Here is an 11,805-nt window from a genome sequence, read left to right on the forward strand (position 1 = left end):
CGCTCGGCGACCGTCGCGTGTCCGGTGGTCAGATGTGGGCCACCACCGCGTACCGCTCGTCCGCCACCTCGCGTCCCCACAGCCGCGCGTCGTCGGACAGCCGCTCCACCCGGAGGTCCGAGGTCAGGGGTTCCAGCAGGGCGGCCAGCCGGTCCGCGGGAATGCCGGCGGGGCTCAGCGTTCCCCACACCCCCTCGACCAGGACGAGCCGCCCTCCGGGGCGCAGCAGCCCGCGCCAGTGCCGCAGGACGCGCCCGGGGTCGGGCAGCGCCCACAGGACGTGCCGCACGAGCACGACGTCGAACCGCTGCTCACCGACGGGCGGTGCCGTCGCGTCACCGTGGAGGAACACCGCGTCACGTCCGGCGAGCTTGGCGCGGGCCAGCTCGACCATGCGCGGCGCGCGGTCGATCCCGGTGACGTGGTGGCCCCGCTCGGCCGTGAGGAGCGCCAGGCTGCCGGTGCCGCAGCCGAGGTCGAGCACGTCGGACGGGGTCTCGGGCAGCCAGGCGCGCAGCCGCTCCGCCCAGGCCTCCCGCACGACGGCGTCGCGCAGCCCGTGGTCCGGCTCGTCGTCGAAGGTGTCGGCCTCGGCGTCCCAGTCCACCCGGTCCGCGTCGGCCACCGCCTCCGCGCCCCCGCCCGCGCCGCCGGGCTCCGGCCTCACCTCGCTCGGACAAGGTTTGACACGGTTCTGACCTGGATTCATTTCGTTGTAACCCGTCATGTGCCCCAGGGTGACACCCGCCACTGACAGTCGAATCGTGACAGCCGCCACAGACAGATCCCGACTGATGAGCAACTCTCCCGGAAAGGGTCTACCTCCGTACAACCGCGGATCCCGGTAGGCACAAGGAGGCAGCCATGCGCCGTGTGACCGTGCAGAAGCCCCTGAGGAAGTCGGAGTCCCGCCGAGTGCGGGACAAGGCCGACGAGCGCCCGGCCGAGCGTCCGGAGGTCCGCAAGGACATCCACCGCACGTGGTGGCCGGACGAGTGAGCGGCCCGGGCCGCGCGCCCCGGCCCTGGGACACGCCCCGGCGCGGAAACCGTCAGTCGAGCCGCTTGCGGTAGTGGATCCGGTCGTACCGGCCGTCCACGCGGCGTTCCACGACCTCGTACCCGTACTTCGGGTAGATCTTCTGGTTCTCCCACATCATCGCGTTCGTGTAGAGCCTGACCTCGGACAGCCCGAGCACACGCGCGTGTGCGTCCACGAACGCCAGCAGCCCTCGCCCCACGCCCTCGCCATGGGCGTCGGGGTGGACGGCGATGCTGTCGAGAAAGAGATGGTCCTCGTACGCCTCGATGACCACGAGGCCCGTCACGGGCTCTCCCGTGACGAACACCCGCCCCGCGGCCACGTTCGCCGCGTGATCCGCCTCCATGGGCCCCGGCACCACTCCGATGCGCTCGATGTAGTGGTGGTAGGCGGCGTCGGTCACCGTCTTCACGGCGGCCACGTCGGCGGCGACGGCCGGGCGGATCTCCGGTTCGTCCGGGGCATCTGTCATGGCCGGAACGGTACCTACCTGAGCGCAGGCTCAGCACTCCCTTAAGCCGACCATAAGGATCTCCCTCACCCGACTCCGACAGGCGATTTCACGGTTTCTTCGGGCTAGCTTGCTGATCACCCCCCACGGGGTCCGCCGTACGCCCGAAGGTCCGCCTCAAGGAGTTCCCCCATGCCCGCTCGCCGCAAGGCCGTCGCAGTCGCCGTCGGTGTCGCCCCGGTGGCCCTGACCGCGCTCGCCGCGGGGCCCGCCGTCGCGCACGGCACGATGGGCGACCCGGTCAGCCGGGTCTTCCAGTGCTACGCGGAGAATCCCGAGAGCCCGAAGTCCGGCGCCTGCGAGGCGGCCGTCGCGGCCGGCGGCACCCAGGCGCTGTACGACTGGAACGGCATCCGGATCGGCGACGCGAACGGCGGACACCAGCGGCTCATCCCCGACGGGAAGCTGTGCAGCGCGGGCAACGACGAGTTCAAGGGCCTGGACCTGGCCCGCACCGACTGGCCGACGACGCACGTGAGCGGCGGCTCGTACACCTTCAGGTACCGGGTGACGGCCCCGCACAAGGGCACCTTCGACGTCTACCTCACCAAGGCGGGCTACGACCCGTCCAAGCCGTTGGCCTGGGCCGACCTGGACCTGGCTCACCCGGTCGCCACGAAGACCGACCCGACCGCGACGAACGGCTACTACACCTTCTCCGGCACCCTGCCGCAGCGCTCGGGCAGACAGCTCCTCTACGCGATCTGGCAGCGTTCGGACAGTCCGGAGGCGTTCTACTCCTGCTCGGACGTGACCTTCGGGGGCGGGGGTTCAGGCAACGCCGGTGCCGGTGGCGGCAGTACGGGCAGCAGCGGAAGCGGTACCACCCCCGCGCCGACGACCCCGGCACCCACCGCCTCCGCGCCCTCCGAGCAGCAGATAGCCGACGGTGCCGACAAGTCGACGGTGCGGCACGACCACCACGACGGCACGGCCACTGCGGCAGGCGACACGAACACCTCCGACGCCACTCCCGGCGGCTCCGCCGACCGGTCCGAGGCCGCGGGTGTCCCGGAGCGGCACCTCGCCGAGACCGGCGGTGACTCCTCGAGCTCCTCTCTCGCGATCGGCGGGGCGAGCGCCCTGGCGCTGGGCGCTGCGGCGCTGTTCTCCTCGGTGCGCCGCCGCGCGAAGAGCGACGGCCGGCGCGGCCGCTAGTTCCCGGTGCACTCCGGGGCCTGTCCGGCGGCTCAGGTCGGACAGGCCCCGGCCGGGGCGGTCAGCTGAACACGGAGGCGCAGTTCGTGGGGGTGGCGTGTGCCGGGTCGAGGGCGTTGGCCGCCTCGTGGAAGGCGATCCGGTCGAGGAGGCCGATCGCGGCGTGCTCGGAGAGGTCGACCGAGCACAGGTCCTGCAGCAGCACGTTGTGGACGTCGGATCCGGTGAGGAACTGTGAGCGGTACGGCGTGACCACCTCGTCGTACTTGGTGGCGATCACCGTGTAGTGCACGCCCGGGACGGTGTCGCCGCCGGCGTTGAGCTTGGTCAGGAAGGCGGAACCGACGATCTGGTCGGCGAGCGCGGGGGTGGCCGCCGACAGCAGGTCCTCGGCGCCCGGGAAGTACGGCAGCAGGTTGGTGAGGCCGTCGAGGGTGGTGCCGTGGTTGTCGGGCGCGATGCCGACGAAGGTGTTCACCTTGGCGGCTCCGCCGAGGAACTTGAGGTAGTAGCGGGGCATCAGGCCGCCCTGCGAGTGGCCGACGAGGTCGGCCTTGGCCGCGCCGGTCGCGGCGAGCACCTTGTCGACGAACGCCTGAAGCTGTTCGGCCGACTTGTCGATGGGGCCGAGGGCGTTGAAGAGGGGGACGCCGGGCAGTTGCCCGTAGTCGAGGGAGAAGACGCAGTACCCGCGGTCCACCAGGTAGGGCGCGAAGGCCAGCCAGTTGTCGGTCGAGTTCGCGAAGGTGCCGTGGACGAGGACGACGGGGTGGGGATGGGTGGCGGAGGGCTTGCAGGAGTAGTCGTTCCAGCCTCCCCCAAGCTCTCGGCTTCGCTCGAGCAGGGGGGACCCCCAGCTCGGCGCGGCGGCGTGGGCGGTGGCGGCGGGGACCACGGCGACCACCGCGGTCAACAGCAGTGCGGTGAGGGGTCTGAGCAGGCGCTTCCAGGGCAGCATCGGGTGATCTCCTTGCGGCTCAAGGGAGTTGCGACGACGTACGCCCTGTGATCCGGATCACGAGGATGCTGTTCACTCGTCAAGTTACGGGTGAGTAGCTCAAGTGTGAAGTTACGCGTCAGTAAAAAACTTCCGGCGGAAAACAGCGGCGGTCTCGGCCGCCACCCAACACTTGACGAACCCTCACCAGGTGGGCCTGATGGGACCATAGGGCGCGATGCGCAGCAAACGGTCGCGCAACGCGCGCATTTCACTCTCACCGAGCAGCTCACCCCAGGCCCGCACCGCGTCGGCGGCCGCCTCCTCCGCCGCGCGCGTACAGGCCCAGCCGAGTTCGGTCAGCACGATCAGCCGAGCGCGCGCGTCGACGGGATGCGGCCGCCGCTCCACGTACCCCTTGCGCACCAGCTCGTCGACAAGCTGGCTCGCGGCCTGCTTGGTGACCCCCAGATGCGCGGCGAGGTCGGTGACCGTCGCGCCACCCGGGGCAAGCCGTGCGAACGCGAAACCGTGGGCGGGCCGCACCCCCTCGAACCCCCGGGCGACGACGCCCTCGTGAATACGTTGCGTCAGCTCACCGGCGGCGGCGAGCAGGGCGGCGGACAGGGCTATGGCCTCGGAGTTGTGCACGCACGCATTGAAACACCCTTGACGAATCGGTCAAGCGGCTTGACCATGAGACCCAGCCGCTTAGTCAAGCAACTTGACCATCTGCTCCGGAGGCACCCATGCCCGTCGTCCGCCTGTCCGAAGCCGTCGTCCACGAGATCCACGGCGCCCGTTTCGTCTCGTACGCCACTCCCCTCAGCGGGAGCAAGGAGCTGTGCGCCTGGCGCGGCGAGATACCCGCGGGGCACAAGGCCCCCGTGCACACCGTCAACCGCGAGGAGATCTTCCACCTCCTCACCGGCGAACTGCTGATCACCCTCGACGGCCGCACCGAGCGGATCACCGCGGGCGACACGGTGATCATCAACCCCGGCGCGACCCTGGACATCGAGAACCCGACCCAGGAGACCGCCACCGCCTGGGTCACCACGTCCATCGGCCTCCGGGCGGAACTGGCCGACGGCTCGGTCCTCACTCCTCCGTGGGCGAACTGATCCCCCGTACCGGATCTACGCCGCCAGCGTGCCCGGCATCACCGCATGCGGGCCGAACTTCGCTCGCGCGCGGTCCGCGACCTCCTCGATGCGGCGGACCTTCTCGTCCACGGGGTCGAAGGTCAGCTGGTGGGAGGACTGTTCGGCGGGGGTGAGGCCCTCGGCGCGCAGGCCGATCGCGCGGACCCGGGCGCGCTGGAGGCCGAGCGCCTCGTACAGGGCGTACGCGGTGGCGGTGAGCGCCGAGGAGTGGGCGGTCGGCTCCTTGAGGGTGCGGCTGCGGGTGGTCGAGGAGCGGTCGGCGTAGCGGACGGTGAGGGTCAGGGTGCGGCAGACCTTCTCCAGGGCGCGGAGCCGGGTGCCCAGTTCCTCGGTGCCGGAGAGCAGCGCGCGCCGGTGCAGGGCCGGGTCCAGCTCGTCGCGGGAGAAGGGGCGTTCGGTGGCGAGAGAGCGCGAGGTGGCGTTCGGGACGACCCGGCCGCGGTCGATGCCGGACGCCTTCTCGTGCAGTTCGCGGCCGGTCCGGACACTGGTCAGGCGCTGGAGTGTGGACAGGGGCGCGGCGGCGACCTTGCCGATGGTGTCGAGGCCGTACTCGCACAGGGTGCGGGCGGTGGCGCCGCCGACCCCGGGCAGCGCGCCGACGGGCCGCTCGGCGAGGAACTCCGCGACGGCGTCCGGCTCCCCGGGCACCACCCGGGTCACTCCGGGCACGGCCTCCCGCAGTGCCATCCGCGCGAGCATCGGCCCGGGCCCGGCGCCGATCGCGCAGTCGATCCCGTACCGGGCGAGTGCCCGCACCCGGATCAGCGAGGCGAACTCCACGGCGGTCCGTCCGAAGTACCGTTCGGCGCCCCGCAGATCGACCAGCACGCGGTCGGGCGGCAGCGCCTCGATGACGGGGGTGAACTCCTCCAACAGCCCGAGGAGCCCCGGCAGGGCGGCCTCGTACATCGGAGGCAGCTGGAAACGTACGCAGAGGATGGTCATCCCGCACTCCCCGGACTCTGGTGCCACAACTTCTTTCCTCCCGCGGGCCCTTCGCCCGCGGGACGCAGGTCGGCCCAGGGGTGCATCTCGTACCCCGTGGGCATCCGGATCTTCCGGCTCTCCTTCGCGCCCTCCCCCTCCGGCAGGGGCTCCGCCGCGGGCTCCGCCAGCCGCGCCGCCACCACGTCGAGGCCGCCCTCGGCGCGCAGCTCGACCAGTTCGGCGAGGTTCCAGGCCGCCGCGCCCACCACGCTGAGGCTGCGCGGGCCCCGGCGCTGCACCACTCCGCGCACCAGCAGCAGCCAGGAGTGGAAGACGGTGTGGGCGCAGGCATCGTGCGAGTCGTCGAAGAAGGCGAGGTCGACCAGGCCGGTGCCGTCGTCCAGGGTGGTGAAGATGACGCGTTTGCCGGAGCGGATCGGCGGGGTCTGGGTGGCCGCCTTGGCGCCCGCGACCAGGACCGTCTCTCCGTGCCGCGCCTCCCGCAGCCGACGTGCCGTCACCACGCCGAGCTCCCCCAGGAAATCCCGGTGGTCGTCCATCAGATTGCGCGAGGCGTCCATCGACAACACGCCCAGTTCGGCGCTGAGCCGCTCCGCCGAGGAGAGGTCGGGCAGCCCGGCGGAGGCGGTCTGCCGCCCGCCGGAAAGCGGGAGTTGGCCGCCGCCCGCACCCCGGGAGCCCCGGTGCAGTTCGGTCAGGTGCAGTTGCAGGTCACGCCGGTTGGCGCCGAACGCGTCCAGCGCGCCGACCTGCGCGAGCCGCTGTGCGAGCGGCCTGCTCGGCCGGGCCCGCTCCCAGAAGTCGAGCAGGGAGGCGTACGGCTGTCCGTCCGCGATCCGCGCCGCCTCGGCCTCACTGATGCCGTGCACGTCGCGGAGGGCGAGGCGGACACCCCAGCGGCCGACCGAGCCAGCAGATTCGGACACCAGTTCGATACGGTGGGCGACCGCCGACCGGTTCACGTCCAACGCCAGGATCGGCACTCCCCGCCGCCGCGCGTCCGCCAGCAGCAGCCGCTTCGGATACATCCCGGGGTCGTGCGTGAGCAACCCGGCGTAGAAAGCGGCCGGGTGATGGGCCTTCAGCCACGCCGACTGGTACGTCGGTACGGCGAAGGCGACCGCGTGCGCCTTGCAGAAGCCGTACGATCCGAAGGCCTCGACGATCTCCCAGGTCCGCGCGATGGTCTCGGCGTCGTACCCCCTGGCCGCCGCGTTCTGTGCGAACCAGAACCGGATCCGCCCCTGCGCCTCAGGGTCGGACAGCCCGCGCCGCACCCGGTCCGCCTCGTCGCGTCCGCAGCCGGTCATGATGTCGACGATGTCGATGATCTGCTCGTGGAAGACCACGACACCGTATGTCTCCTTCAGCGGTCCCTCCAGGTCCGGGTGCGGATAGCGGATCGGCGCCCGCCCGTGCCGCGCCTCGATGAACGGCCGCACCATGTCGGCGGCCACCGGTCCCGGCCGGAAGAGCGAGATGTCGACGACGAGGTCGTGGAAGGTCTCGGGCTGCAGCCGTCCGACCAGGTCGCGCTGTCCGGGCGACTCGATCTGGAAGCAGCCCAGCGTCTCGGCGGACTGGATGAGCCGATAGGTCGCCGGGTCGCCCGGCGCCACCGCGTCGATGTCCGGCCGGTCCCCCGTGGCCCGCTGCACCTCGGCCACCGCGTGCGCCATCGCGGACTGCATCCGCACGCCCAGCACATCGAGCTTGAGCAGCCCGAGGTCCTCGACGTCCTCCTTGTCGAACTGCGACATGGGGAAGCCCTCACCGCTGGTCGGCACGACCGGCGTACGGGCGAGCAGGGAGGCGTCGGAGAGGAGCACCCCGCACGGGTGCATGGCGATGCCGCGCGGGAGGGCGTCGAGGGACTCGACCAGCTCCCACAGCCGTCCGTACTTCTCCCCTTTCCGCTCGAACTCCCGTGCCAGCTCCCGCAGTTCGGGCAGCTCGTCCATCGCCGCGCGGGCGTCGCGGGCGCGGATGTGCGGGAAGGACTTGGCGATCCGGTCGATGTCGGCCGGGTCCATGGAGAGGGCGGCGCCCACATCGCGGACGGCGTGCCGGACCCGGTAGGTCTCGGGCATCGAGACGGTCGCGACCCGCTCGGTGCCGAACCGGTCGATGATCGCGCGGTAGACCTCCAGCCGGCGCGCGGACTCCACGTCGATGTCGATGTCGGGCAGCACCGAGCGGCGCTTGGACAGGAAGCGCTCCATCAGCAGCCCGTGCTCGACCGGGTCGGCGTGCGCGATGCCGAGGAGATGGTTGACGAGGGAGCCCGCGCCGGAGCCGCGCGCGGCGACCCGGATGCCCATCCGCCGTACGTCGTCCACGACCTGGGCGACCGTCAGGAAGTAGGAGGCGAAGTCGTGGTGGGCGATGATGTCCAGCTCGCGGTGCATGCGTTCCCAGTAGTCCCGCCTGCGGTCGTAGCCGCGCAGCACCATGCCCGCTGCCGCCCGGGAGGCCAGGACGCGCTGGGCGGTGCGCCGGCCCGCGCCGACGAGATGCGGTTCGGGGAAGTGGACGGTGCCGATGCCGAGGTCGTCCTCGGGATCGACGAGGCACTCGGCGGCGGTGGCCTGGGTCTGTTCGAGCAGACGGTACGCGGTGTCACGGCGGTAGCCCGCGGCCTCGACGATCCGTTCGGCGGCGCCCAGCATGGCGGCCTCACCCTTGAGCCAGGCCTCGCCGGAGTCCAGCTCGCGCCGGGGGTCGACGGGGACGAGGCGGCGGGCGGCGTCCAGGACGTCGGCGACCGGACCGAGGCCCGGGTCGGCGTACCGGACCGCGTTGCTGAGCACCGGGCGCACCCGCTGTTCGGCGGCGAAGCCGACGGTGCGGGCGGCGAGCCGCAGAGACCCGGGCCCGGTGCCCTCGCGGCCGTGCCAGACGGCTTCGAGGCGCAGGGCGTCGCCGTAGATCTCCCGCCAGGGCGCGAGCAGCTTCGCGGCGCGGTCGGGGCGCCCCGCGGCGAGTGCGCGGCCGACGTCGGAGGCGGGGCCGAGCAGTACGGTCAGCCCTTCGGCGTGGTTGTCCGGCCGGAGCAGCAGGGGCTGCCGCCCCGGGCCGCTGTCGGGACCGCCGCCCGCATGTGCCGCCGTGACGATTCTGCAGAGGTCGGCCCAGCCGGCCGCGCCGTCCCGGGCGAGGAAGGTCACCCGGGGAGTCGACTCGTCGATGAAGGCACCGCCACGGACCGGGGCGCGGCGCCGCTCCCCTCGTACGGGCTGCTCCCCGGTTCCTCGCGCGGGCTCCCCGGCCGCTCGGGCGGAAGCCGGGCCCGTCGGCGCGGAGGCCCCGGACGGCCGGGCGAAGGACCCCGCCGTCCGGGCGGAAGCCCTCGTCTCCCGGGCGGGAGCCTCGACCGCGAGCTCCGCCCCGAACAGCGGACGGACACCCGCCTTCGCACAGGCCTTGGCGAACCGGACCGCGCCCGCGAGGCTGTCCCGGTCGGTGAGCGCGAGGGCGTCCATGCCCCGCTCCGAGGCACGCTCAGCCAGCCGCTCCGGGTGCGAGGCGCCGTAGCGCAGGGAGAACCCGGAGACGGTGTGCAGATGCGTGAACCCCGGCACACGCACCTCCCGTACCCGTCCGTATCCGTTCGTGTCCGAGGGCCCTCTCACCCGGCTCTCGAACATTCGTTCCCAATGACCTCACCCCCACCATAGACCAATTTCCGAACATGTGTGCGACATCCGTTCGGGCCCGTCCCACCTGCGCAAACACCGGTCCACCCGGCCCTGACCAGGCAGGACGGGAGCACGTCAGCCGATCTGGGCGCCGAAGGCCGAGAGCGCCTCGGTGACCGGCTGGAAGAAGGTCTCGCCGCCCGAGGTGCAGTTGCCACTGCCGCCCGAGGTGAGGCCGATGGCCGTGGAGCCCGAGAAGAGCGAGCCGCCGCTGTCACCGGGCTCGGCGCAGACATCGGTCTGGATGAGTCCGTCGACGATGTCGCCGTTGCCGTAGTTCACGGTGGCGTCCAGGCCGGTGACCGTGCCGCTGTGCACCTGGGTCGTCGAACCGCTGCGCGTCACCGACTGCCCGACGGTCGCCGCACCCGCCTGGGTGATGGGCTGCGCGGAGCCGTTGTAGAGATCGACCTCGCTCGGGTGGTCGACCGTCGAGGTGTACTTGACCAGACCGAAGTCGTTGCCGGGGAAGCTGGACTGCTCGTTCGTGCCGATCTCCTTGCCGCTGGAGTCCGACCAGGTGGAGATCGCCCGGGTGCAGTGCCCGGCGGTGATGAAGTACGGCTGGCCGCCCTTGACCACGTTGAAGCCGAGCGAGCAGCGCCCGCCGGAGCCGGTGATCGCGTCGCCGCCCGCGATGAAGGGCTTGAACTCCCCCTTCGTACGCTGGAGTTCGGCCTTGGCGCCGAGACCGTCGACGACCTTGGTCAGTCGGGCGAGGGCCGCGCCCCCGACCGTGCGGTCGGCGGTGACGACGACCTTGTTGGTCCCCGGGTCGGTCGCCCAGGACGTGCCGGGGATGGTCGCGTCCTTCTTGAGGGTGGTACGGGCGCTCGTCAGCTCGGCGAGGGAGTTCTCGACGATTCTGGCCTGGGCGCCGGCCGCCTCGACGACACTCGCCGCGGCCCGGTCGAGCACGTTGACGACGAGGTGCCCGGCCTTCGCGTCGTAATACGTTCCCGCCGCATCGGGACCCAGGTCCTTGCCGAGCGTCGAGGCGAGCTTTCCGGCCGCCGTGATCGAGAGCGGCCGGGGCGCCGCGCTCTTCTGCGTCTCGCTCGCGTTCGCAGTCTGGAAGGTGACTCCCGCGGCGATCAGGGCGGCGACACTCGCGCCTGCCACGGCTGCGCGCCGCCCGGATATACGTCGGTGCTTCACTTCGCGTCCTCCTGTGGGGGGCGGCCCGGGAGGTCGTGGGGACCTCCGGGGCCGGAAGGCGTGCGGAATCGAAAGGCGTACGGGCGCCCACTATTCCGAGACCCACAGGTGGCTCACAAGGTCGACTTCAGGACGCACATGCAGCAACGGGTGTACGCCCCCGGCGCCTTGACCCTGTGTGATCGCACCCCGTGCGTTCGCAGTGCAAACACCGCGTGCGAGTGACCCATGTGCAGCCCGTGAGGTCTAGTCCTGTCTGGTTTTCGATCCTTCAGGGTCCGATCCCAACGGGGGTGCGAGGGAAGACGGTTGCTCCTGCACCGGTTGCTCCACCGATTCCCGCACCGGCGGCTCCACCGGTTCCCGCACCGGCTGCGCGGTCGACGGCCCCGCCTGCTCGGGCGCCGGGGCGGCCGGCTGCTGTGCCCGTTCCAGGAACCGCAGCAGTTCCACCGGGAAGGGGAGCACGAGGGTGGAGTTCTTCTCGGCGGCGACCGCCACCACGGTCTGCAGCAGCCGCAGTTGGAGCGCGGCGGGCTGTTCGGACATCACCCCGGCGGCCTCCGCCAGCTTCTTCGACGCCTGGAGCTCGGCGTCCGCGTTGATGACCCGCGCGCGCCGCTCACGGTCGGCCTCGGCCTGCCGGGCCATCGACCGTTTCATCGTCTCCGGCAGCGACACGTCCTTGATCTCGACCCGGTCGATCTGCACACCCCAGCCCATGGCCGGACTGTCGATCATCAGCTCCAGACCCTGGTTGAGCTTCTCCCGGTTGGACAGCAGATCGTCCAGGTCGCTCTTGCCGATGATCGAGCGCAGCGAGGTCTGCGCCATCTGCGAGACCGCGAACTGGTAGTCCTCGACCTGGATGACCGCGTCGGCCGCGTCGACCACCTTGAAGTAGACGACCGCGTCGACCCGGACCGTGACGTTGTCCCGCGTGATGCCCTCCTGCGCCGGGACGGGCATCGTCACGATCTGCATGTTGACCTTGCGCAGCTTGTCGACGAAGGGCACCACCATGGTGAACCCGGGCCCGCGCACGTCCGAGCGCAACCGGCCCAGGCGCAACACCACACCGCGTTCGTACTGTTTGACGACACGGGCCCCGGCCATCGCGTAGACGATCCCCACGGATGCGACGGAGACTCCCGCCGCCACCAGTTCCTCGACCATCACGGCCCC

The 11,805-nt window shown here is 71.4% G+C and carries 11 protein-coding genes; 3 read left to right on the forward strand and 8 right to left on the reverse strand.

Going from position 1 to position 11,805, the window contains the following annotated elements; genetic code table 11:
- Positions 1-28: 28 nt before the first annotated feature.
- On the reverse strand, positions 29-667 hold the full coding sequence (locus tag ACZ69M_RS20450) for a class I SAM-dependent methyltransferase (protein ID WP_470051576.1): 639 nt from the start codon (positions 665-667) through the stop codon (positions 29-31).
- Between the two features lie 197 nt (positions 668-864).
- Here ACZ69M_RS20450 and ACZ69M_RS20455 point away from each other — a divergent pair, with 197 nt between their 5' ends.
- Entirely contained in the window at positions 865-999 is a 135-nt protein-coding gene (locus tag ACZ69M_RS20455; RefSeq protein WP_096240005.1) for a hypothetical protein, read from the forward strand.
- 52 nt (positions 1,000-1,051) lie between these two features.
- Here ACZ69M_RS20455 and ACZ69M_RS20460 read toward each other — a convergent pair whose 3' ends face one another.
- Positions 1,052-1,513: a GNAT family N-acetyltransferase gene (locus ACZ69M_RS20460; protein ID WP_470051578.1), complete on the reverse strand. Its 462-nt coding sequence runs from the start codon at positions 1,511-1,513 to the stop codon at positions 1,052-1,054.
- Positions 1,514-1,684: 171 nt separating this feature from the next.
- On the opposite strand from ACZ69M_RS20460, the gene ACZ69M_RS20465 reads away from it, so the two are divergent.
- Entirely contained in the window at positions 1,685-2,710 is a 1,026-nt protein-coding gene (locus ACZ69M_RS20465) for a lytic polysaccharide monooxygenase auxiliary activity family 9 protein (RefSeq protein ID WP_470051580.1), read from the forward strand.
- Between the two features lie 61 nt (positions 2,711-2,771).
- On the opposite strand, the gene ACZ69M_RS20470 is transcribed toward ACZ69M_RS20465, so the two are convergent.
- Together ACZ69M_RS20470 and ACZ69M_RS20475 are read right to left on the reverse strand one after the other, a co-directional pair.
- Positions 2,772-3,668 (reverse strand): esterase/lipase family protein, encoded by an 897-nt coding sequence (locus tag ACZ69M_RS20470; protein ID WP_470051582.1) that lies wholly within the window; start codon positions 3,666-3,668, stop codon positions 2,772-2,774.
- Between the two features lie 183 nt (positions 3,669-3,851).
- Positions 3,852-4,298, reverse strand: a complete 447-nt coding sequence (locus ACZ69M_RS20475; RefSeq protein ID WP_381940403.1) for a MarR family winged helix-turn-helix transcriptional regulator — start codon at positions 4,296-4,298, stop codon at positions 3,852-3,854.
- Between the two features lie 98 nt (positions 4,299-4,396).
- Between ACZ69M_RS20475 and ACZ69M_RS20480 the strand changes: the two genes are divergently transcribed.
- The gene (locus ACZ69M_RS20480) at positions 4,397-4,771 is read left to right on the forward strand and encodes a cupin domain-containing protein (protein WP_470051584.1); all 375 of its coding nucleotides are present in this window, start codon (positions 4,397-4,399) and stop codon (positions 4,769-4,771) included.
- A 15-nt stretch (positions 4,772-4,786) separates the two neighbouring features.
- Here ACZ69M_RS20480 and ACZ69M_RS20485 read toward each other — a convergent pair whose 3' ends face one another.
- The 4 genes from ACZ69M_RS20485 to ACZ69M_RS20500 all read right to left on the reverse strand — a co-directional run bounded on the left by ACZ69M_RS20485 (position 4,787) and on the right by ACZ69M_RS20500 (position 11,796).
- Positions 4,787-5,761, reverse strand: coding sequence for a DNA polymerase Y family protein (locus ACZ69M_RS20485; RefSeq protein ID WP_470051586.1), 975 nt, complete (start codon positions 5,759-5,761; stop codon positions 4,787-4,789).
- Positions 5,758-9,345 carry a DNA polymerase III subunit alpha gene (locus ACZ69M_RS20490; RefSeq protein WP_470051587.1) on the reverse strand — a complete coding sequence of 1,196 codons (3,588 nt, stop codon included), beginning with the start codon at positions 9,343-9,345 and terminating at the stop codon, positions 5,758-5,760. Before ACZ69M_RS20490 ends, ACZ69M_RS20485 begins: the two co-directional genes overlap by 4 nt.
- Positions 9,346-9,537: 192 nt before the next feature.
- Entirely contained in the window at positions 9,538-10,620 is a 1,083-nt protein-coding gene (locus tag ACZ69M_RS20495) for a S1 family peptidase (protein WP_470051589.1), read from the reverse strand.
- A 246-nt stretch (positions 10,621-10,866) separates the two neighbouring features.
- Positions 10,867-11,796 (reverse strand): slipin family protein, encoded by a 930-nt coding sequence (locus ACZ69M_RS20500; RefSeq protein WP_470051721.1) that lies wholly within the window; start codon positions 11,794-11,796, stop codon positions 10,867-10,869.
- Positions 11,797-11,805: the final 9 nt, after the last annotated feature.

It is taken from the genome of Streptomyces sp. NPDC107454 (assembly GCF_055582885.1).